The organism is Streptomyces sp. NBC_01450, from assembly GCF_036227505.1.
Taxonomy (GTDB): Bacteria; Actinomycetota; Actinomycetes; order Streptomycetales; family Streptomycetaceae; genus Streptomyces.
In genome coordinates, this window is sequence record NZ_CP109480.1 from 2,261,706 (window position 1) to 2,283,623 (window position 21,918).

At 70.4% G+C, this 21,918-nt stretch carries 21 protein-coding genes; 8 read left to right on the plus strand and 13 right to left on the minus strand.

Annotated elements, in window-relative coordinates; translation table 11 throughout:
* Nucleotides 1–578: 578 nt before the first annotated feature.
* Nucleotides 579–2,201: a glycoside hydrolase family 76 protein gene (locus OG568_RS10410; RefSeq protein WP_329536322.1), complete on the plus strand. Its 1,623-nt coding sequence runs from the start codon at nt 579–581 to the stop codon at nt 2,199–2,201.
* Nucleotides 2,202–2,331: 130 nt separating this feature from the next.
* On the opposite strand, the gene OG568_RS10415 is transcribed toward OG568_RS10410, so the two are convergent.
* A complete protein-coding gene (locus tag OG568_RS10415) occupies nt 2,332–3,237 on the minus strand; it encodes an alpha/beta fold hydrolase (protein WP_329531231.1) in 906 nt (301 codons plus the stop codon).
* Between the two features lie 85 nt (nt 3,238–3,322).
* The gene (locus tag OG568_RS10420; RefSeq protein WP_329531232.1) at nt 3,323–4,291 is read right to left on the minus strand and encodes an RNA polymerase sigma factor; all 969 of its coding nucleotides are present in this window, start codon (nt 4,289–4,291) and stop codon (nt 3,323–3,325) included.
* 174 nt (nt 4,292–4,465) lie between these two features.
* Here OG568_RS10420 and OG568_RS10425 point away from each other — a divergent pair, with 174 nt between their 5' ends.
* From OG568_RS10425 to OG568_RS10455, 7 genes are all read left to right on the plus strand, one after another.
* A complete protein-coding gene (locus OG568_RS10425; RefSeq protein ID WP_329531233.1) occupies nt 4,466–5,530 on the plus strand; it encodes an aromatic ring-hydroxylating dioxygenase subunit alpha in 1,065 nt (354 codons plus the stop codon).
* On the plus strand, nt 5,527–5,739 hold the full coding sequence (locus OG568_RS10430) for a hypothetical protein (RefSeq protein ID WP_329531234.1): 213 nt from the start codon (nt 5,527–5,529) through the stop codon (nt 5,737–5,739). Before OG568_RS10425 ends, OG568_RS10430 begins: the two co-directional genes overlap by 4 nt.
* Nucleotides 5,736–6,671, plus strand: coding sequence for a PDR/VanB family oxidoreductase (locus tag OG568_RS10435; RefSeq protein WP_329531235.1), 936 nt, complete (start codon nt 5,736–5,738; stop codon nt 6,669–6,671). Before OG568_RS10430 ends, OG568_RS10435 begins: the two co-directional genes overlap by 4 nt.
* Before the next feature lie 155 nt (nt 6,672–6,826).
* Nucleotides 6,827–7,798 carry an ABC transporter substrate-binding protein gene (locus tag OG568_RS10440; protein WP_329531236.1) on the plus strand — a complete coding sequence of 324 codons (972 nt, stop codon included), beginning with the start codon at nt 6,827–6,829 and terminating at the stop codon, nt 7,796–7,798.
* On the plus strand, nt 7,795–8,568 hold the full coding sequence (locus OG568_RS10445) for an ABC transporter permease (RefSeq protein ID WP_329531237.1): 774 nt from the start codon (nt 7,795–7,797) through the stop codon (nt 8,566–8,568). Before OG568_RS10440 ends, OG568_RS10445 begins: the two co-directional genes overlap by 4 nt.
* Entirely contained in the window at nt 8,565–9,344 is a 780-nt protein-coding gene (locus OG568_RS10450; protein ID WP_329531238.1) for an ABC transporter permease, read from the plus strand. The genes OG568_RS10445 and OG568_RS10450 overlap by 4 nt, the downstream gene beginning before the upstream one ends.
* Before the next feature lie 20 nt (nt 9,345–9,364).
* On the plus strand, nt 9,365–10,177 hold the full coding sequence (locus OG568_RS10455; RefSeq protein WP_266588212.1) for an ABC transporter ATP-binding protein: 813 nt from the start codon (nt 9,365–9,367) through the stop codon (nt 10,175–10,177).
* 53 nt (nt 10,178–10,230) lie between these two features.
* Here OG568_RS10455 and OG568_RS10460 read toward each other — a convergent pair whose 3' ends face one another.
* The 11 genes from OG568_RS10460 to OG568_RS10510 all read right to left on the minus strand — a co-directional run bounded on the left by OG568_RS10460 (nt 10,231) and on the right by OG568_RS10510 (nt 21,903).
* Nucleotides 10,231–11,823: a glycoside hydrolase family 13 protein gene (locus OG568_RS10460; protein WP_329531239.1), complete on the minus strand. Its 1,593-nt coding sequence runs from the start codon at nt 11,821–11,823 to the stop codon at nt 10,231–10,233.
* A 30-nt stretch (nt 11,824–11,853) separates the two neighbouring features.
* Nucleotides 11,854–12,735: a carbohydrate ABC transporter permease gene (locus OG568_RS10465; RefSeq protein ID WP_266631312.1), complete on the minus strand. Its 882-nt coding sequence runs from the start codon at nt 12,733–12,735 to the stop codon at nt 11,854–11,856.
* Nucleotides 12,732–13,703, minus strand: a complete 972-nt coding sequence (locus tag OG568_RS10470) for a carbohydrate ABC transporter permease (protein ID WP_329531240.1) — start codon at nt 13,701–13,703, stop codon at nt 12,732–12,734. The genes OG568_RS10465 and OG568_RS10470 overlap by 4 nt, the downstream gene beginning before the upstream one ends.
* Before the next feature lie 8 nt (nt 13,704–13,711).
* The gene (locus OG568_RS10475) at nt 13,712–15,061 is read right to left on the minus strand and encodes an ABC transporter substrate-binding protein (protein WP_329531241.1); all 1,350 of its coding nucleotides are present in this window, start codon (nt 15,059–15,061) and stop codon (nt 13,712–13,714) included.
* Nucleotides 15,062–15,218: 157 nt separating this feature from the next.
* On the minus strand, nt 15,219–16,217 hold the full coding sequence (locus tag OG568_RS10480; RefSeq protein WP_329531242.1) for a LacI family DNA-binding transcriptional regulator: 999 nt from the start codon (nt 16,215–16,217) through the stop codon (nt 15,219–15,221).
* A 63-nt stretch (nt 16,218–16,280) separates the two neighbouring features.
* A complete protein-coding gene (locus OG568_RS10485; protein ID WP_329531243.1) occupies nt 16,281–16,973 on the minus strand; it encodes a GntR family transcriptional regulator in 693 nt (230 codons plus the stop codon).
* Nucleotides 16,974–17,031: 58 nt separating this feature from the next.
* Nucleotides 17,032–18,033: a proline racemase family protein gene (locus OG568_RS10490; RefSeq protein WP_329531244.1), complete on the minus strand. Its 1,002-nt coding sequence runs from the start codon at nt 18,031–18,033 to the stop codon at nt 17,032–17,034.
* 57 nt (nt 18,034–18,090) lie between these two features.
* On the minus strand, nt 18,091–18,987 hold the full coding sequence (locus OG568_RS10495) for a dihydrodipicolinate synthase family protein (protein ID WP_266588198.1): 897 nt from the start codon (nt 18,985–18,987) through the stop codon (nt 18,091–18,093).
* 75 nt (nt 18,988–19,062) lie between these two features.
* On the minus strand, nt 19,063–20,466 hold the full coding sequence (locus tag OG568_RS10500; protein ID WP_329531245.1) for an FAD/NAD(P)-dependent oxidoreductase: 1,404 nt from the start codon (nt 20,464–20,466) through the stop codon (nt 19,063–19,065).
* Entirely contained in the window at nt 20,456–20,755 is a 300-nt protein-coding gene (locus tag OG568_RS10505) for a (2Fe-2S)-binding protein (RefSeq protein WP_266427852.1), read from the minus strand. The genes OG568_RS10500 and OG568_RS10505 overlap by 11 nt, the downstream gene beginning before the upstream one ends.
* Nucleotides 20,752–21,903: an NAD(P)/FAD-dependent oxidoreductase gene (locus OG568_RS10510; RefSeq protein ID WP_329531246.1), complete on the minus strand. Its 1,152-nt coding sequence runs from the start codon at nt 21,901–21,903 to the stop codon at nt 20,752–20,754. Before OG568_RS10510 ends, OG568_RS10505 begins: the two co-directional genes overlap by 4 nt.
* Between the last annotated feature and the right edge of the window lie 15 nt (nt 21,904–21,918).

Sequence of the window (21,918 nt, forward strand, 5' to 3'; positions counted from 1 at the left end):
CCAGTCGCTTGAATCGATTCAAAATGATCGACTGTGGGGGCCTGGGGTCGAAACGGCAACGGGTGTGCGAGATGACTCGCCGAAGTTCGCACCGATGATGGGCGCCCGAAAAGCGGGTGTCAACCCATCCCGTCAACCATCAACTCCTGTGAAAAAACCGCATCTTGCTCCATTGACAGGGGCGCGCCAAGCCGGTTCACTGCCTCGAAGACGGGTACAGGTATGGACCATTGATCCAATGCTGAATCCATTCACGCCCAGCTCGGCTCGGCGCGAGCCGTCGGCCCAGCCACGTCCGTCGACCGGCGTCCCCCATCGTGAAATCGAGGCGAGTTCCGGTGCCCTCACAAAGCTCCGACATCGTTGTCAGGCCACGACTTCTCAGCTTCCTGCTGACCGCCGCTCTCGCGTTCGCCACACTGGTCCCGACCGCCACTCCCGCGGCCGCCGCCACCCAGGTGTGCGCACTGGCCTGTGACACGCTCGACCCCTCACAGGCCCGGCAGGAGAGCTTCCCGGTGCCGAACAAGGACCTCAACGGCCGTCGCCTGGAACTGCACGTGTCCGACGCGGACGACATGGCCTGGGCCAGCATCGACAGCGGCGTGACCGGCGACTCGGTGTGGCTGGACCGCTCCTGGGACGGCGGCGCCACCTGGGAAGGACTGCTCGGCAAGGCGAGCATCCCGAGCAGTTGGACCGGCACCAGGACACTGATGTACAACATCACCGACCCACGCGACCACCGACGCGGGCTCGTGCGGGCCTGCGGCGACGCCGCCGGCGTCGGCTGCACGAACTGGGTCTACCCCACCGTCTGCGACACCGTCTGCGACGGCACCAGTGCCGGTCAGGCAGCCGACGACGACCAGCCGGTGCCGTCGACCACCCTCTACGGCCGCACCATCCGGCTGCACGTCGATCAGAAGAACTCCATGGCCTGGGCGAGCATCGACACCGGTGGCGCCGGTGACGAGATCTGGCTCGACCGCTCCTGGGACGGCGGCTCGACCTGGCCGGACGGCTCCTCACTCGGCCGCACCAGCACCCCGTCCGGGGCCACCGGCACCCGTACCGTGATGTACGCCACCCGCGACCCGCGCGGCCTCCTCTACGGCGGCGCCGTCCGCGCCTGCGGCCGGGAGGCCACCCACAACGAGGGCAGCTGCACCGCGTGGGTCAGGCCCGCGCCGACCAGGGCGCGCGCCGCGGCGGACGCGCTCATGTCCTCGTACGACCCGTACAACGGCTGGTGGCCCAGCAGTTGGTGGAACTCCGCCGCCACCCTCACCTCCCTCATCGACTTCGCGAAGACCACCGGCACGCACAGCTACGACTGGGTCATCGCGCGCACCTTCGACCGGAACAAGGGTGTCTTCGCCGCCGGCGTGCGCAGTTCGGACGCGATCGAGGGTGACTTCATCAGCCGTTCCATCGACGACTCGGGCTGGTGGGCGATCGCCTGGCTCGACGCGTACGACTACACCGGCGACTCCCGGTACCTCAACGAGGCCGTCACCATCGCCGACTACGTCCAGCGGTACTGGGACACCGGTACCTGCGGCGGCGGCGTGTGGTGGGACCGCGAGCGCACCTACAAGAACGCCGTGACGAACGGACAGTACCTCTGGCTGACCACCGCGCTGCACCAGCGCATCCCGGGTGACACCGTATGGCTGCAGCGGGCCAGGACGTCCGCCGCCTGGTACAAGGCCAGCGGGATGATCAACTCCTCGGGTCTCGTGAACGACGGGCTGACCTCGGCCTGCGCCAACAACGGTTCCACCGTGTGGAGTTACAACCAGGGGCTGGCCATCGGCGCCTTCACCGAGCTGTGGAGGACGACCGGGGACAGCTCGCTGCTGGCCACCGCACGCACCCTGGCCGACGCCGCCGTCAGCAGCCCGGCCCTGACCCGAAGCGGAGTGCTCACCGAGTCCTGCGACGTCGGCTCGGCGTCCTGCGACGACAACCAGAAGCAGTTCAAGGGCATCTTCATGCGGCACTTCGCCGACCTTGTGAAGGCCACCGGTTCCAGCACCTACCAGAGTTATGTCCAGAAGCAGGCGGACACGCTGTGGGCGCAGGACCGCACCTCCCTGAACGCCCTCGGTGAACGCTGGGCCGGCACCAGCCCCAACCAGACCGACTGGCGCACCCAGGCCAGCGCCCTCGGCGCGCTCACCGCCGCCGCGGGCTGAGCAGTCGCAAGGAGCTCCCCGCCCCGCCACCAGGTCGGACCGTGCGTTCCGGCTTCGGTCCCATGACCTGGTGGTGCGGCGAGCCAGTGCCGCGACGGGCAACGTTCGCGGCACCAGGTCGCCGGGAAGGTCAGGCCGTGCTGCGCGCTGTGGCCGTCACGAAGCGTGTCACCGCCGGCGCGAAGGCCTCCGGCTCCTCGATGTGACCGAAGTGCCCGCTGTTCTCCAGGATCAGCAGTTCCGATCCGGGGATCAGCCGGTGCAGTTCCTCGGCCCAGCGCACTCCGCAGATGACGTCGTGGCGGCCGACGACGACGAGGGTCGGCACGGTGAGCGAGCCGAGGGCCTCACGGTCGTCGATGACGTCCGGGGAGAGGTTCTCGTCCAGCCCGGAGATGTATGCGGCCCGCACGGAGGCACGCAAGGGCGCGAACTCCTCCTCCCGGCCCCAGTAGTCGGCGAAGTACGAGGGGAGCAGCCCCCTGGCGACGGCTGTCGTCTGCGGGTCGTCGGAGATGGTGGGGATGGCCTGGAAGGCCGCCAGGACCTCGGGGAGTCCGGGATGGCCGGCGTGCCGCGCGGCGAACAGCTGGACCAGGCGCATGGCCTCGGCGGCGTGTTCGGGACCGGTCAGCGGCGCGCTGTCGTAGAGGATCACCCCGGCGACGCGTTCGGGGTGGTGCAGGGCGTGGTACTGGGCGACGAAGCCGCCGTGCGAGTGACCCAGAAGGTGTACCTCGGGAACGCCGAGGTGCTCGATCAGCGCCCCGAGGAACCGGCTGTAGCGGGGGCGGGTGTAGCCGTGGGGGTGGGAGGGCAGGCGGCCGGAGGCGCCGCTGCCGATCGGCTCCGGGTAGACGATCGTCAGATGCCGCTCCAGCGCGGGCATGCGCAGGTACTCCCAGACGATGCCCGGTCCGCCGGAATGCGCGACGCACACCGGTCCCGTGCCGTGGAGGTGATAGCGCTGCGCGACTCCGTCGATCTCGACGGTGTGCGTTCCGGCGGCCAGAGGATCGGTCGCAGAGATGGTCATGGGAACTCCGTGTCCGGCAGGTGTGTATGACACCAGCAGGACGCCGGAGAGAGGGGGAAGTTCGACCCGGACCCTGTGACGCCCGTCACATCGGGGTGAGTGACTGGATGGCCCGCACCGGCCTCGGGTGCTGCAGGCGCAGCCGGTGCGGACGGCCGGCGTCGTCCAGCGTCATCACCCAGGCCACCGAGGGCGGGCAGTGGTCGGGGTTGTCGGCGGGGTTGAGGAGGGCCATCTCCCAGACGACGAGGGACCGGCCGGCCACGGCATGGACCAGGCGCTGCCGTACACCGGCCTCGAGGTCACCGTCCATGCCGCGGACGAGGAGGCTCCTGTCACCCACCGGGTCGTTCCCCCTGAGCAGGGTGATCTCGGGCGACCAGCGCTCCGTCAGCAGCGCGCCGAAGTGTCCGCTCTCGGCGGCGGCCAGTGTCTCGCGTGCCTCGATTCGGCTGGCGCGGATGCGCTGCGCGGTGTCGCCGTGCGGGGCGTCCGCGGTGGCGGCGAGGGCTGTCGCGAGCTTGGCCCGTCCCTGGCTGAGCCGGCTGCGGACCGTGCCGACCGGGATCCCGCAGGTGTCGGCTATCTGCTCGTAGGAGGTGACGCCGGTGCTGAAGTGACGCAGTACCAGGGGCAGGCGCAGTGCGGGGGACAGCTCTTCCACGGCCTCCCAGATCCAGTTCCGCATCGTGTGGTGCTCCAGCCACCGCTCCGGACCGGCGTCCGTGGAGGGTAGGTGCAGATCGTCGATCGGCTGGAAGACAACGGAGTCGCGCACCAGGGAACGGCTGGCGTTGCGCACGATCATCCGCAGCCACGCGCCCACGGCCGCCGGGTCGCGGACGTCTCCCACGCGCCGGAGCGCGGTCACGGCCGCGTCCTGGACCACGTCGTCGACGTCGGGCCCCGGCCCCAGAACGCTCAGCGCCACCGCTCGCATACCCGCCCGGTGCCGTTCCAGCAGCAGACCCAGGGCAGTGACCTCACCCGCCTGCGCGGCACGCGTGAGCACCGCGTCCTCGACCCGCGCGGCCTCGCCTGAGTTCCGGTTCATGGGGGGGGTTCCTCTTCCAGCGTCCGCCTTCGCGCGTGACCGTACTACGTGATACGCCGCGTCTCTCCGTACAGGTACTTCACAACCGGCCTTCCGTGAGACGGAAGCCGTATTGCGCCTCTGTGGAGCCCGTCCCAACGATGTCGCTACGACACAGAGACGGGAGCCGCATCCATGCCGCACATGACCGCCTTCGCCAGGAACCAGTGGTACGTAGCCGCCTACTCGCACGAGGTCGGGCGTGAACTGCTCGGGCGGACGATCCTCGGTGAACCGCTCGTCTTCTACCGGAGCGAGGGCGACGGGACGGCCGTGGCCCTGGCGGACCGCTGTGTGCACCGCCGCTTCCCACTCTCGGAGAGCCGGCTCGACGGCGACAGGATCGTGTGCGGGTACCACGGGTTCACGTACGACACGACCGGCAGCTGCGTGTACGTGCCGGGGCAGAAACGCATACCGCGCACGGCCCGGGTCGCCTCGTACCCGGTGGTCGAGCGGGACTCCTTCGTCTGGGTCTGGATCGGCGACCCGGCGCTCGCCGACCCGGGGACCATCCCCCGCGCCCGGCACATGGACTCGCCGGACTGGACCACCGTCAGCGGCATGGAGCCCATCGACGCCGACTACGGGCTGCTGGTCGACAACCTGCTCGACCTCTCGCACGAGACGTATCTGCACGGCGGCTACATCGGCACCCCCGAGGTGGCCGAGACGCCGATCAGCACCGAGGTCGACGAGGGCGCGGGCATCGTGCGGGTCAGCCGGCACATGGACGACGCCGAGTGTCCGCCGTTCTACGCCCGTTCGACCGGCATCGAGGGCCGGATCACCCGCTGGCAGGACATCGAGTACCACGCCCCGTGCCTGTATCTGCTGCACAGCAGGATCGCCCCGGTCGGGGTGCTGCCCGAGGCGGACGGCAGCGATCCGAACGGTTTCCACACCGAGATCACCTACGCGATCACCCCGTCGAGCGACGGCCATGTCTACGACTTCTGGGCGGTCTCCCGGGACTTCGCGAAGCAGGACGAGGAAGTCACCACGTTCCTGCGGGACTTCAACCACACCGTCGTGATGCAGGACGTCGACGCGCTCAACCTGCTGCAGAGGACGCTCGGCACCGAGCGGACGGGCTACCAGGAGCTGAGCATCAACATCGACACCGGCGGTCTCGCGGCCCGCCGCATCCTCGCCCGGCTGGTCGAGGAGGGCGACAAGCCGAGGGAGAAGGTCCTGTGACCACGCCTCCCCGCCTCGCGGCCCGCGAGATCTACCGCGTCGACTGGATCCCGGGCACCGACGTGCTGCACGGCACCTGTCACTGCGGGGCCGAGCACAGCGCCCAGGACCCGGTCGCGATGTGGGAGTGGATGCTCGGCCACCCCGAAGGACACCGACCACAAGGCCACCAGCCACCAGGACACACGTCACGGGGACTTGGATCATGAGCTCGCATGAAGCCGAACTCGTCGTCGGGCGGCGGGAGTTCGCCGCCGATGGCGTGCTCGCCCTCACTCTGCGCCACCCGCTCGGCGAGGAACTCCCCGTCTGGGAGCCCGGCGCCCACATCGACGTCGTGCTCGGGGCCGGCCTCGAGCGGCAGTACTCGCTGTGCGGGGATCCGGCGGACCGCGGGACGTGGCGGATCGCGGTGCTGCGGGAGCCGGACGGGCGTGGCGGATCCTCCTACGTTCACGAGCAGTTGGGCGTGGGCGACCAGGTCCGGGTGCGCGGCCCGCGCAACCACTTCGCCCTCGCACCCGCCCCCCGCTACCGCTTCGTCGCGGGCGGCATCGGCATCACCCCGATCCTGCCGATGCTCGCCGCGGCGCAGACGGCGGGCGCCGAGTGGACGCTGCTGTACGGCGGACGGACACGCGACTCCATGGCGTTCACGAAGGAGTTGGAGCGGTACGGGGATCGGGTGAGGGTCGCTCCCCAGGACGAGTGCGGGCTGTTGGACCTCGCCCCGGTCCTGACCGGGGTCCCCGAGGGCACGCTCGTCTACTGCTGCGGCCCCGGACCGCTGCTGGACGCGGTGGAGGCACGCTGCCCCGCCGGGCTGCTGCGCGTCGAGCGTTTCCAGCCGAAGGCCCAGGAGAGGGGCGGTGACGGTGAGTTCGAGGTGGAGCTCGCGCGTAGCGGCCGGACGCTGACCGTTCCCGCGGGCGTCTCCGTGCTCGACACCGTGCGGGGCGCGGGCGTCGAGGTGCTCTTCTCCTGTACCGAGGGCACCTGCGGGACCTGCGAGACGGATGTCCTCGAAGGGACCCCGGACCACCGGGACTCGGTGCTCACGGACGAGGAGCGGGAGGCGGGCGAGACCATGCTCATCTGCGTCTCCCGGTGCCTCGGGAAGCGGCTCGTGCTGGACTTGTGAGCCGCGGGGTCCCGAGGGCCGGGCACCAACTGTCAACAATATTGTTAGCCAAAGGCATTGACCCCCGCAGCACGGGGGCTCTACCTTCCCGCTGAACACCAATTCGCGGTGTGCGCACAGCCTGTCGGAACAATGTCGTCTGCACAGGAGGAGCCATGCGTCGTCTGCTCGCCGGTCTCGCGGTCGGATCCTTTCTGGTCGCCGCGTCGGCCTGCGGTTCGTCCGGCGGCGGTGGCGCCTCGGACAAGAACGCGTCGTCCGGCGGTACCACCACGGTCAAGGTCGGGGTCATCCCCATCGTCGATGTCGCGCCGCTCTATCTGGGCCAGCAGAAGGGCTTCTTCGGCAAACGAGGCCTGAAGCTGTCCATGACGACCGCGCAGGGCGGCGCGGCGATCGTGCCGGGAGTGGTCAGCGGCCAGTTCCAGTTCGGGTTCAGCAACATGACCTCGCTGATGATCGCCCAGAGCCAGAACGTGCCCGTGAAGGCCGTCGTCAACGGGGTCGCCTCGACGGGCGTGGCGGGCAAGGACTTCGGCGCCATCACCGTGAAGAAGGGCAGCCCGATCAAGTCCCCCAAGGAACTCGAGGGGAAGAAGGTCGCGGTCAACACGCTGAAGAACATCAACGAGACGGCGGTGCGCGAGTCGGTGCGCAAGGCGGGCGGTGACCCGTCCGAGGTGAAGTTCGTCGAGCTGGCCTTCGACCAGATGCCCGCCGCCCTCGACAACGGTCAGATCGACGCCGCGATGGTGGTCGAGCCCGCGCTCGCCACCGTCAAGGGCCAGGGCGCCACGGAGATCGCCTCGTCCCTGGTCGACGTCGCCAAGGACCTCACCGTGGCGATGTACTTCACCTCGACGCAGTACGAGCAGAAGAACCCCGACGTGGTGAAGAAGTTCCAGGAGGCGACCGCGGAGTCCCTCGCCTACGCCGACGCCCACCCGGACGAGGTCCGCCAGGCCGTCACCACGTACACGAAGATCCCGGCGGCGACACTGGCCCAGGTCACCCTTCCGAAGTGGCCCGCCGAGCCGAACCGCGCGTCGATCGAGGCGCTGGAGAAGCTGGGCGAGCAGGACGGGCTCTTCAAGTTCACGCCCGACCTCGACAAGCTGCTGCCGTGAGGGGTGCGAACGCCGCCCTGGGCGCCGCCGGGCTCGCGGCCTTCCTCGCGCTGGGCGAGGCGGTGCCGCGGCTCGGTCTCGTCAAGGAGGCGTACCTCCCGCCGACCAGCCGCATCGCCGACGCGCTCGGCCAGGAGGTCACCGACCGCGCCTTCTGGACGGCGCTCGGCGACACCCTCACCGGCTGGGCGCTGGGCCTGGCGATCGCGGTCGGCGCGGGCGTCGTCGTGGGGCTGGTCGTCTCGGTCGTGCCGTATCTGCGCGAGGCCACCGCCTCGACGATCGAGTTCCTGCGCCCGATCCCCTCCGTCGCCCTGATCCCCCTCGCCGTCCTGCTCTACGGCACCGAACTGCGCTCCGTCCTCCTCCTCGTCGTGTACGCCTCGTTCTGGCAGGTCCTCGTCCAGGTCCTGTACGGCGTCCGGGACGTCGACCCGGTCGCCGAGGAGACGGCACGCTCGTACGGTCTCGGCCCGTGGGCACGCGTCCGGCACGTCCTGTGGCCCACGGCGCTGCCGTACGTCATGACGGGCGTCCGGCTCGCCGCCGCGGTGGCCCTCATCCTCGCCGTGACCGCCGAACTCGTCATCGGAGCCCCGGGGCTGGGCGCCCGGATCGCGGTCGCCGAGTCCTCGCAGGCGGTCCCCGACATGTACGCGCTGGTGGTGGTCACCGGTCTGCTCGGCCTCGTCATCAACGTGGGCGCCCGCACGGTGGAGCGCCGGGCGCTGGCCTGGCACCAGTCGGTGCGCGGGGAGGTGATGGTGTGAGGCTGTTCCTGTTGCGGCTGCTCTTCGTCTTCGCGTTGCCCGCGCTGCTCGTCGCGGGCTGGTGGCTGGCGTCCGACGGCAGTACGAACGTGTACTGGCCGCCGCTGCGCACGATCCTCAGGACCTTCCCGGACGTCTGGACGAGCGAACGGCTGCGCTCCGACCTCGTGCCCAGCGTGCTGCGCCTGCTCGCCGGTTACGCGGCGGCGGCCGTCGTGGGCGTGGCGCTGGGCACGGTCATCGGCTCGTACCGGCGGGTGCGGGCCGTGTGCGAACCGGTCCTCGAGTTCCTGCGCGCGCTGCCGCCGCCCGTCCTGGTCCCCGTCATCATGCTGTTCGCCGGCATCGGCGACACGATGAAGATCGCCGTGATCGCGAGCGGCTGTGTCTGGCCGATCCTGCTCAACACGGTCGAGGGTGTACGGGCGGTCGACTCGGTGATGGCGGAGACGGCACGCTCGTACGGCATCACGGGCCTCGCCCGGCTGCGCGGCGTGGTGCTGCGCGCGGCGAGCCCGCAGATCTTCGCGGGTCTGCGCCAGGCCCTGTCCATCGGGATCATCCTGATGGTCATCAGCGAGATGTTCGCGGCCAGCAACGGGCTCGGTTTCACCATCGTCCAGTTCCAGCGGAGCTTCGCGATCCCCGACATGTGGACCGGAATCCTCGTCCTGGGTCTGCTCGGTTTCCTTCTCTCGGTCGTCTTCCATGTGGTCGAGCGCCGGGTGCTCGGCTGGTACCACGGTCTGCGCGCGGTGTCCCGGCGGTCCCCGTGAAGCTCGCGAAAGGGCGGTCCATGCACGCGTCTCTTGTCGTATCCGGCCTGAACAAGGTCTACGAGGGTTCCGGCCGCCGGGTGGAGGCGGTGCGGGATCTCACCTTCACCGTCGAGGCGGGTGAACTCGTGTGTCTCGTCGGTCCGTCGGGGTGCGGCAAGACCACGCTTCTGAAGTGCATGGGCGGGCTGCTGACGCCGACGGCGGGCGAAGTACGGCTGGGCGACCGCCCGGTGAGCGGTCCGCCGCCGGGGATGGCGTTCGTGTTCCAGGAGTACGGACGCAGCCTGTTCCCTTGGATGCGGGTGCGGGAGAACATCGAACTTCCCTTGAAACAGAAGCCGTTGAGCAAGGAGCGACGCCGGGAGCTGGTGGCCGACGCGCTGGAGTCGGTCGGGCTCACGGATGCCGCCGGGGCCTACCCGTGGCAGCTGTCCGGCGGGATGCAGCAGCGTGTCGCGATCGCCCGCGCGCTCGCGTACGAGCCCGAAGTCCTGCTGATGGACGAGCCGTTCGCGGCGGTCGACGCGCAGACCCGCGCCGATCTGGAGGACCTGGTGCGGGGCCTGTGGCGGGAACGCGGCATCACGATCCTGTTCGTCACCCACGACATCGACGAGGCCGTGTACCTCGGCGAGCGGGTCCTGATCCTCTCCGCCTCCCCCACCGTCGTACAGGAGCAGCTGAAGGTCGATCTCCCGGATGAGCGGGACCAGTTGCACACCCGGGTCGCCCCGCGCTTCGCCGAGCTGCGGACCCATGTGTACGAGCAGATCCAGGCGGCGAAGCGCGGGGGAACCGATACCGGTCCCCCCGAAAAGACGCTCACCTGAGTTACGCCTCCACCTCAGTCGACTGCCTAGAGCGGGATGCTGTCGACGCGGTCTCAGCCGCGCAGCCAGACCGCCGTGTCCTTGGGCAGTCGCCCCTGTGGGTCCAGGGGGCCGCTGCCGAGGAGGAGTCCGGAGTGGGCGGGGAGGTCGGCGGGGGTGTCGGCGAGGTTCACGACGCACAGCAGCCGCCCCTCCTGCCCGGGCCGGGCGAAGGCGAGTACCCCCTCGGGCGCGGGCAGCCAGGTGAGCGGGCCGTCGCCGAACTCCGGCCGGATCTTCAGGGCCGCGCGGTAGAGGGAGAGCATAGAGCCGGGGTCGGCGGCCTGGAGGTCGGCGGCGTACGCGGACCAGCCGCTCGGCTGCGGCAGCCAGGGCTCGCCGCCGAAGCCCGCGTACGGCGCGTCGGCCGTCCACGGGAGCGGAACCCGGCAGCCGTCCCGGCCCGGGTCGGTGCCGCCGGAGCGGAAGTGCATCGGGTCCTGGATGCGGTCGCGAGGTATCTCGGCCTCGGGCAGACCCAGCTCCTCGCCCTGGTAGAGGTAGACGGCGCCGGGCAGCGCGAGCGAGAGCAGGGCCCCGGCGCGGGCCCGGCGGGTGCCAAGAGCGAGGTCGGTCGGGGTGCCGAAGGCCTTGGTGGCGAAGTCGAAGCCGGTGTCGGTGCGACCGTAGCGGGTGACCGTGCGGGTCACGTCGTGGTTGCACAGCACCCAGGTGGCGGGAGCGCCGACCGGGGCGTGTTCGGCGAGGGTCTCGTCGATGGACGTCCGCAGGCGTCCGGCGTCCCAGGGGCAGGACAGGAAGGAGAAGTTGAAGGCGGTGTGCAGCTCGTCGGGGCGCAGATAGCGGGCGAAACGCTCGGTGTCGGGGAGCCAGACCTCGCCGACGAAGATGCCGTCGTAGGCGTCGGCGACCGTGCGCCAGGAGCGGTAGATGTCATGGAGCTCGTCGCGGTCGACGTACGGATACGGGTCGCGGCCCTCGACGAAGTCGGGGAGGTCCGGGTCCTTGGCGAGCAGGGCGGCCGAGTCGATGCGGACGCCCGCCACGCCGCGCTCGAACCAGAACCGCAGGATCTCCTCGTGTTCCTGACGGACGGCGGGGTGCGCCCAGTTGAGGTCGGGCTGTTCGGGGGTGAACAGGTGGAGGTACCAGGTGCCGTCGGGCAGCCGGGTCCAGACGGGTTCGGCTGAGCCGGCGAACTGGGACGGCCAGTCGTTGGGCGGGAGTTCGCCGTGTGCGCCGCGCCCGGGCCGGAAGTGGAAGAGTTCACGCTCGGGCCCCCCGGCCAAGGCGGCCTGGAACCACGGGTGCTGGTCGGAGACATGGTTGGGCACGATGTCGACGAGCGTGCGGATGCCCAGCTCCTTCGCCTCGGCGATGAGTTTCTCCGCCTCGGCGAGCGTCCCGAAGGCCGGGTCGATGACCCGGTAGTCGGCGACGTCGTAGCCGCCGTCCTTCATCGGGGACAGATACCAGGGGTTGAACCACAGTGCGTCCACGCCGAGTTCGGCGAGATACGGGAGTCTGGCGCGGACGCCCGCGAGGTCTCCGGTGCCGTCGCCGTCGCCGTCCGCGAAGCTGCGGACGTACACCTGGTAGATGACGGCGGAACGCCACCAGTTCTGGGCATGGGTGGGCTGTCCCACGGTGCCTGCCTTTCGGTTGCGGGGTCGGTGTCAGCCCTTCGTGCTGCCCGCGCTGATCCCGGCGATGATGTGCCGCTGGAACACGAGGAACATCACGACCATGGGGATGCTGGCGATCACCATCGCGGCGATGAGCACGGTCAGCTGGATGTTCTGCGACAACTGGACGAGGGCCACGCTGATCGGCTGCTTGTCGGTGTCGGAGAAGACCATCAACGGCCAGAGGAAGTCCTGCCAGACGGCGACCAGGGCGAAGATCGACACGACGCCCAGGACGGGGCGGGACATGGGCAGCACGATGGACCAGAGGGTGCGCAGCCGTCCGGCGCCGTCGATCTCGGCGGCCTCCAGGACATCGCGGGGGATCTGGTCGAAGAAGCGCTTGAGGAGATAGAGGTTGAATGCGTTGGCCACGGCGGGCAGCCAGATGCCGAGCGGGTCGTTGAGCAGGCTGGTGTGGATCAGCGGAAGGTCGGCGACGGTCAGGTACTTCGGTACGACCAGCGCCTGCGCCGGGACCATCAGGGTGGCGAGGATGCCGCCGAGGATCACCTTGCCGAAGGCGGGCTTCAGCTTGGAGAGGGCGTACGCGGCGGCCGTGCAGAACACGAGCTGGAGCAGCCAGGCTCCGGCGGCCTGCACCACCGTGTTCCACAGGTGGGTGGGCAGGTCCATCAGGTCCCAGGCGTCGGTGTAGCCGCTGAGATGCCATGCCTTGGGCACGAGGGTCGGCGGGGTCCGCGTCACCTCGTCCGGGGACTTCATCGCGCCGGTGACCATCCAGTAGACCGGGAAGAGGAAGGCGAGCGCGAAGAGCAGGACGACGGCCGTGAAGACGGTCCAGTAGACGGCCTTGCCGCGGGGGCGGGCGAGGGTGAGCGGGGAGACCAGGGTGCGGGTGCCGCTGCTCATGAGTACTCCTCCCCCGACGAGCGGGTCAGCCGCAGATAGACCGCGGAGAAGAGGCCGAGCAGCACGAGGAGCATGACGCTCAGCGCGCACGCGCCGCCGAAGTCGTTGTAGAGGAACGCGTACTTGTAGATGAGGTAGAGGACGGTGACCGTGGCGTTCTCGGGGCCGCCGCCGGTGATGACGAACGGCTCGGTGAAGACCTGCATCGTGGCGATGATCTGAAGGAGCATCAGCATGAGGACGATGAACCGGGTCTGCGGGATCGTCACATACCGGATGCGCTGGATGATGTTCGCGCCGTCCAGCTCCGCCGCCTCGTACAGCTCCCCCGGGATGCCCTGGAGCGCGGCCAGATAGATCAGGACCGTGCCGCCCATGTTGGCCCAGGTGGCCACGATGACCAGGGAGACGAGCGCGGTGTCGGCGCCGTTGGACCAGTTCGAGGTGGGCAGGTGCAGAAAGCGCAGCGCCTCGTTGGCGAGGCCCGCTCCGGGATCGTAGAACCACTTCCACAGCAGGGCGCTGACCACCGGCGGGATCATCACCGGCAGGTACACCACGACCCTGAAGAAGGCCTTCGCGTGCCGGAGTTCGTTGAGCACCAGGGCCATCACGAACGGGACGGCGAAGCCGATGAGCAGGGCGAGGAGTGTGAAGGTGAACGTGTTGCGCCAGGCCGCGGTGAACTCCGGGTCGTGGAAGACACGGGTGAAGTTGGCGGTGCCGACCCACTGGGGCGGTGAGCCCGGCGTGTACTTCTGGAAGGCGATCACGACCGCGCGGATCGCGGGGTACCAGGAGAACAGCGCGAAGCAGAGCAGGCCGCCGACGAGGAAGGCGTACGCGCGGGACTGGTCGGCCAGGCGCCGGCGCCACGGGCCCCTCGCCCGGCGCCCGGCCGACCGCGGTACCTCCGGCGCGCCGACGGCGGCCGGAGGAAGCACCACGGGCTTCGATGCGGTCTTCATACGCGTGGTCAGCCCCGGGCCAGGATGGAGTCGATCTTCCCGGAGGCGTCCTTGAGGAGCTGGTCGATGTCCGCGTCCTTCTTGGTGAGGACCGCGGAGACGGCGCCGTCGAGGACCGAGTAGATCTGCTGGGCCTGGGGCGGCTCGATCTTCATCTGCAGGCTCTGGTTGCCGTCCAGGAAGGCCTGGTAGTTCTCCACGGGCACATTGGCGTTGGCCTTCTTGACCTGTTGGTCCTTGGCGTCCGCGGCGCCCGTGAAGAGCCGGGGCTCGGGCAGGCCGACGGGGGCGTCGTTCTGCTTGGCGCGGGCGTAGTCGCCGAGGAAGCCCGTGCCGGGCGTGAGGAACATGTGGTCCAGCCACTTCAGGCCGGCCTTGATCTGCTCGGGGCTGTCCTTCTTGTTGAACATGTAGCCGTCGCCGCCGATGAGCGTCCCCTTGCCGCCGGGCATCGGCGCGAGGGCGAGGTCCTTGTAGTTGCCGCCCTTCTCCTTGACGAGGATCGGGATGTTGTCGGGCGCGGAGAGGTACATGCCGAGCTTGCCGGAGCCCATCAGCTGCTGGACGTCGTTGATGACGAGGAGCTGCTTGCTGCCCATGGAGTTGTCGGTCCAGCGCATGTCGTGCAGGTTCTGCAGGACGGCCTTGCCCTCCGGGGTGTCGACGGCGGCCTTCTTGCCGTCCGACGAGACGACGTCGCCGCCCTGCGAGTACATCTCGGCGGTGAAGTGCCAGCCGCCCTGGTTCTGGGCGCTGTAGTCGGCGTAGCCGACGGTGCCGCCGCCGAGCGCCGCTATCTTCTTGGCGTCCGCGCGCACTTCCTCCCAGGTCGCCGGGGGCTTGTCGGGGTCGAGACCGGCCTTCTGGAAGAGCTCGCGGTTGTAGATGAGGCCCATCGAGTAGCCGGTGCGCGGCACTCCGTAGATCTTGCCGTCGACGGTGTAGATGTCGCGCAGTTGCTGCTGGATGGTGCCGTAGCTCTTGAGGTCCTTGACGTACGACGTGATGTCGGCGGCCTGGTTGATGTCGACTACGTGCTTGGAGTCGGTGAAGTACGTGTAGAAGACGTCCTCCATCTGGCCGCCGGCGAGCTTGGCGTCGAACGTCTTGGGGTCCTGACAGGGGAACGCGTCGTGCGCGACGACGTCGATGTCCGGGTTCTGCTTCTCGAACGCCTTGATGTCGGCCTCGAAGAACGAGCGGTCGACCTTGGCGCTCTTCGGAGGCATGCAGTTGACCGTGATGCGGGTCTTGCCACCCGCGGAGCCGTCGTCGCTGCCACCGCAGGCGGCGGCGGTGAGGGCGAGGGCGGACGCCGTGAACACGACGAAGGTACGGCGGAACCCGGTACTTCTCATCGGTGGACCCCTTTGCGCAGGAGCGAGGAAGGCCCACGGCAGCGCGCCACCTCGATCTGGCGCACCGTCGTGTGCTGGCGCCGCACACTCAAGCACCGCCGACAAGGGTCCGCAAGATGTCGCGCAGAGTCTGTAATTATTTGACAGTCATGTGGTCTCAGTCGCGGGGCGCTTGCGCGGTGGACCCCCGGACCACCAGCTCCGGCTCGAACAACAGCTCTTCGGCGGTGACGCTGCTCCCGCCGATCTGGGCGTTCAACAGCTCGACGGCGGCCCGGCCCATCGACTCGATGGGCTGACGGACGGTGGTCAGGGGCGGCTCGGTGCAGTTCATCAGCGCGGAGTCGTCGTAGCCGACGACGGACACCTGCGAGGGCACGCCGAGTCCCTTGCGACGGGCGGCGCGCACGACACCGAGGGCGAGCGGGTCACTGGCACAGATGAAGCCGGTGACCCCGCGGTCGATGAGCCGGGCGGCCGCCGCGTGGCCGCCCTCGATCGAGAACATGGCCCGCGCGATGTGCGCGTGGGGCAGCTCGGGGGCGAGTGCGCGGGCCGCCGCCAGCTTCCGCGCCGAGGGCATGTGGTCGGCGGGCCCGAGCACCAGACCGATGCGCTCGTGACCGAGCGAGACGAGGTGGCGCCAGGCCTGCTCGACCGCCACGGCGTCGTCGCAGGAGACGCACGGGAACCCGAGGTGCTCGATCGCGGCGTTGACCAGCACCACCGGGATGTTGCGGTCCGCGAGCTGCCGGTAGTGCTCGTGCGGGGCGTCGGCCTGCGCGTACAGTCCGCCCGCGAACACCACGCCGGAGACCTGCTGTTGGAGCAGCAGCTCCACGTAGTCGGCCTCGGAGACGCCGCCCTTGGTCTGGGTGCAGAGCACCGGCGTCAGCCCCAGCTGTGCGAGCGCCCCGCCGATCACTTCGGCGAACGCCGGGAAGATCGGGTTCTGCAGCTCGGGCAGGACGAGCCCCACGAGCCGCGCGCGTTCACCGCGCAGCTGGGTGGGCCGCTCGTAGCCGAGCACGTCCAGCGCGGAAAGCACCGCCTGCCGGGTGGAGTCGGAGACGCCGGGCTTTCCGTTGAGCACCCGGCTGACCGTGGCCTCACTGACCCCGACCTTCTTCGCCACCTGAGCAAGTCGTCGCGTCATGCGCGCAAGAATAGCGCAAGAAATGCAAGCAGCTTGCGTAACAGCAACTTGGCTCGGTTGAATCTAGTGGGCCGCCCACAGACCTCGGACATGGCCCAGGTGCCGGGTCATGACCCTGCGTACGGCCTCCGGGTCGCGGTCCATGAGGGCGTCGAGGAGTTCGAGGTGCTCCTCGGCCGAGTCCTGGAGCCGGCCCGCCTCGAGCAGGGCGTTGAGGCCGTAGAGGCGCGAGCGCTTGCGGAGGTCGCCGACCACCTCGACCAGGTGCGCGTTGCCCGCGAGGGCGAGCAGACCGAGGTGGAAGCGGATGTCCGCCTCGACGTAGGCGATGAGGTCGCCGGCCGCCGCCGCGGTCACGATCTCGCGGGCGGCCGGACGCAGCGCCTCCAGGGAGACCGGATCCGCGGTGGTGGCCAGCTGCACGGTGGTGGGGATCTCGATCAGCGAGCGGATGTGGGTGTACTCGTCGAGCTGCTTCTCGGAGACGGCGGTGACCCGGAATCCCTTGTTGGGCACCGCGTCGACGAGGCCCTCCTTGGCGAGGTCGAGCATGGCCTCGCGCACCGGTGTCGCCGAGACCCCGAAGCGGGCGGCGAGCGTCGGCGCGGAGTACACCTCGCCGGCCCGCAGCTCACCCGCGATCAGCGCGGCCCGCAGGGCGTCGGCGACGCGCTCACGGTAGCTGCGCTTCTTGCCGCCGAGACTGGGCAGGGCGGGGGGAGCGGCGGAGGGTGCGCTGCTGCGCGTGGCGGGCATGGGTCCACTCCTCGTACGGCATGGGTCACCGGTGCAATGTCATGCGGTACCAGTATCCCTAGAGCACGAAACCCGACGGGAAGGGGTCGGTCGGGTCCAGCAGGTACTGGGCGGTGCCGGTGATCCAGGCGCGGCCGGTGAAGCTGGGCAGCACCGCCGGGATCCCGGCGACCTCGGTCATACCGAGCAGTCGTCCGGTGAACCGCGTCCCGATGAAGGACTCGTTCACGAACTCCGTGTGCAGGGGGAGCTCGCCCCGGGCGTGCAGTTGCGCCATGCGCGCGCTGGTGCCCGTACCGCAGGGCGAGCGGTCGAACCAGCCGGGGTGGATCGCCATGGCGTGGCGCGAGTGGCGGGCGGTGGCGCCGGGCGCGTACAGGTGGACGTGGTGGCAGCCGCGGATGGACGGGTCCTCGGGGTGGACCGGCTCATGCTCGGCGTTGACGGCCTCCATCAGCGACAGTCCGGCGGCGAGGATCTCGTCCTTGCGCGAACGGTCGAAGGGCAGGCCGAACTGCTCCAGCGGCAGGATCGCGTAGAAGTTGCCCCCGTACGCGAGGTCGTACGTCACCGTCCGGCCGTCGGACAGGGTGGCCTTGCGGTCGAGGCCCACCGAGAAGGACGGCACGTTCTTGAGCGTGACCGCCCGGGCGGCGCCGTCCTCCACCTCGACCTCGGCGACGACGAGGCCCGCCGGGGTGTCGAGCCGGATCGTGGTGACCGGCTCGACGACCTCGACCATGCCGGTCTCCACGAGGACCGTCGCCACGCCGATGGTGCCGTGCCCGCACATCGGGAGGTAGCCCGACACCTCGATGTAGAGGACGCCGTAGTCGCAGTCGGGGCGGGTGGGCGGCTGGAGGATCGCGCCGCTCATCGCCGCGTGGCCGCGCGGCTCGTTCATCAGGAGCTGCTTGATGTCGTCGCGGTGCTCACGGAAGTACAGCCGCCGCTCGTTCATGGTCGCGCCGGGGATGGTGCCGATGCCGCCGGTGATCACCCGGGTGGGCATGCCCTCGGTGTGCGAGTCGACGGCGTGCAGGACGAGTTTGCTGCGCATGGGATCTCCCTGACTCCTGCTGTTCGCGGGGCACTTGGCTTGCTCAAGGAGCGGCGCTCAGGCGAGACCGGCGGCGAGGGCCTTCTCGGTGGCCGCGCGGACCGTGGCCTCCTGCTCGGGCAGCAGCGGGACGCGCGGTGGACGCACCCGTCCGCCGTGCCGGCCCACGATGTCCATGGACAGCTTGATGGCCTGGACGAACTCGACCTGGGAGTCCCAGCGCAGCAGCGGGTGCAGTCGGCGGTAGAGCAGCCGTGCCGTGTCGAGATCGCCCTCGACGGCGGCGTGGTACAGCTCGACGCTCGCGGCGGGCAGCGCGTTCGGGTAGCCGGCCACCCAGCCCTTGGCGCCCGCGACGGCGAGCTCCAGCAGGACGTCGTCGGCGCCGATCAGCAGGTCGAGCTCCGGCGCGAGTTCGGCGAGCCGGTAGGCGCGGCGCACATCGCCGGAGAACTCCTTGACGCCGTGGATGTACCCCTGCGCGTGCAGTTTCGCGAGCAGTTCGGGCACCAGGTCGACCTTGGTGTCGATGGGGTTGTTGTACGCGACGATCGGGACGCCCGCCTTGGCGACCTCCTCGTAGTGGGCGAGGACTGAACGTTCGTCGGCGCGGTAGGCGTTCGGCGGCAGCAGCATCACGGACCGGCAGCCGGCGTCGCGGGCCTGTTCGGCCCAGCGGCGGGCCTCGGCGGAGCCGTAGGCGGCGACGCCGGGCATCACGCGGGAGCCGCCGATCGCCGACACGGCCGTCTCGACGACCTTCGCGCGTTCCTCGGGTGTGAGCACCTGGTATTCGCCGAGCGAGCCGTTCGGTACGACCCCGTCGCAGCCGTTCTCGACGAGCCAGGCGCAGTGCTGCGCGTATCGGTCGTAGTCGACGGAGAGGTCGTCGTTCAGCGGGAGCGCGGTGGCGACGAGGACGCCGCGCCAGGGACGGTTCTCGGTGGCGGTCATGAGCGGTTCCCTCTCCATGGTGTGTGACATTTTACTGACGTTCGGTCGCGGTGGGGCGGGGCAGTACGAAGGTGGTCAGTCGTCGTCGGGGTCCCCGGCCCTCGCCAGCACCCCGAGCGGTACCGAGCGTGCCAACAGCCGCCGCGCGGGCGTCTGTTCGCATCCGGCGAGTCCGGCGATGGCGGGCTCGCACATCCGGCCCTGGCACCAGCCCATCCCCGCGCGGGTGAACAGCTTCACGGTCCGTACGTCGCCCGCGCCCAGTCCGTCGACGGCGTTCCTGACCGCACCGGCGGTGACCTCCTCGCAGCGGCAGACGACGGTGTCGTCGGTGACCTGCTCCGTCCAGTGCGCGGGCGGCGCGCAGACCGTGTCGAGCGCGGCGAAGAACTCCCGTGCCCTCGTGCGGGACTTGGCGGCTCGCGCCCACGCGCGCGGGTCGGGCCGTGTCCCCGTCAGCCGGGCTGCGGCCGAGCGTCCCGCGATGTGGCCCTCGGCGAGCGAGAGCGCCGCGCCACCGATGCCGGTGGTCTCGCCCGCGGCCCATACGCCGGGCACGTCGGTGCGCTGCTCGTCGTCCACGGCGACGTTCAGGCCCTCGATACGGCAGCCGAGCGACTCGGCGAGGTCGATGTGCGGCAGCATGCCGTGGCCCACGGCGAGCGTGTCGCACGGGACACGCCGTTCGGTGCCGGGCCTGACCCGTCCATGGGTGTCGAGCGCGGCGACGGTCACGGCGTCGAGCCGCTCCTCGCCGTGTGCCGCGACGACGGTGTGCCGTGGGAGCAACTTGACATGGTGTCGCAGGAGTCGGGCGCCGTACCGCACGCCCTCGGCGACCTTCCCGGGCTGCGCGGCCAGTGCCAGGGGCCGCCGCAGCAACGCCTTCGGGTCGGCGGACTCGACGAGGGCTGCGACCTCGACCCCCGCCGCGGCGAGCCCGGTCGCCACGGGCAGCAGCAGGGGCCCGGTCCCCGCCACGACCGCCCTCCGCCCGGGGACGACGAGCCCGCCCTTCAGCATGGCCTGCGCGCCACCGGCGGTGACGACCCCGGGAAGGGTCCAGCCCGGGAACGGCAACACCTTCTCGTACCCGCCGGTGGCGAGGAGCACGGCGTCGGCGCGGACGGTGACGGGCTCCTCCTGGAGGGGGCCGAGCAGCGCGTGCACGACAAACCCGACGGGGCCGGGGGGTACGACGCACCACACGTGATGGTCCGCCAGATGCCTGACCGTGCCCGCCTCGACCCGCGCGGCCAGAGCGTCCTCAAGGCGCCGCCAGGTCCGCCACTGATGGTGCAGCTCCTCCGGGCGCCGGGCCCCGAGTCCCGCCGGGGGCCGCCGGTAGAACTGGCCGCCCGCTCCGGCCGCCGAGTCGATCAGGGTGACCCGGACACCGTGCGCCGCGGCGGCCAGGGACGCGGCCAGTCCAGCAGGCCCCGCGCCGATCACCGCCAGATGCGGCCGCTCAGTCGCCATGGCCCGTCCCCTCCTGTGTACGGATCGTGTCGCCCGGTCGCACCGGCACCAGACAAGCCCGCTGGTTGGGGCGGTCGTTGACGGTCACCAGGCAGTCGAAGCAGACGCCGATGCCGCAGAAGACGCCGCGCGGACGGCCCGCGCCACGGGTGGCGCGCCAGGAGGTGATGCCCGCCGCCCACAGCGCGGCGGCCACGGTCTGCCCGGGCAGGGCCGTGATCTCGCGGCCGTCCAGGGTGACGGCGAACGCGGGTCCCGGCTCGGCCCCGACCAGCTCCAGGGGATTCACCCGGCCTCCTTCGGGAAGCGGTCGGGTCGGAACGGCGTGAGGTCCAGGTCGGGTGTCCTGCCCGCGACGACCTGCGCGATCAGCCGCCCGGTGCCGGTGGCGAGGCCGATTCCCGCGCCCTCGTGCCCACAGGCGTGGAAGAGCCCGGGCACCCGTGGGTCGGGGCCGATCGCGGGCAGGTGGTCGGGCATGTACGGGCGAAAGCCCAGGTAGGTCCGCAGGGCCCGGACGTCGGCCAGGAACGGGAACAGCCGGGTCGCCCCGGCCGCCAGCGCGCGTACGGCCGGCAGTGAGAACGACCGGTCGAAGCCGACCCGTTCCCGACTCGCGCCGATCAGGATCGGCCCCGCCGCGGTGCCCTCCACGACGGGTGACGTCTGCAGCGCGGCCGAGTCGCTGGCCACGTCGGCGACGTAGTCCGCGGCGTACACCTTGTGCCGCACCCGGCGCGGCAGTGGTTCGGTCACCAGCACGAAGCCGCGTCGGGGCAGCACGGGCAGGAAGACGCCCGCGAGGCCGGCCACGGCGGCACCCCAGGTGCCGGCCGCGTTGACGACCGCCGGGGCGTGGACGTCGCCCCGGTCGGTCCGGACGCCGCGTACCGCCCCGTCCGCCCCGCGCAGCACCTCGGTCACGGTCCGCCCCGTCAGCAGCCGTGCCGCCGAGGCCCGTACCAGGTGCGCGGCGGCGAGCGCCGGCATCACCTGGGCGTCCTGGGGGTAGTGCACGGCGCCCGCGAGGCCGGGCGCCAAGTGGGGCTCCAACGAGTGGAGTTGATCGGCGGCGACGGGCACCGCCTCGACCCCGACGGCTCGTTGTCCCGCCGCGAAGGTCTCCAGCGCGGTGAGCCCCTCGGGCGTGGCGGCCACGACGACGCCCCCTTTGGCCTCGTACTCGACGGCCTCGCCCAGTTCCTCCGCGAGATCGGCCCACAGGCGCCCCGACAGCAGGGCGAGGTCGAGTTCGGGCCCGGGTTCCTTGTCGGAGACGAGCAGATTGCCCTCACCCGCGCCGGTGGTCCCGCCGGCCACCGGACCGCGGTCCAGCAGAGCGACGTCGAGGCCCGCCCGGGCGGTGTACAGCGCGCAGGCCGCGCCGACCATCCCGGCTCCGACGATCACGACATCAAAGGTCAGCCGCACGCTCACATCAGTAATATGTCA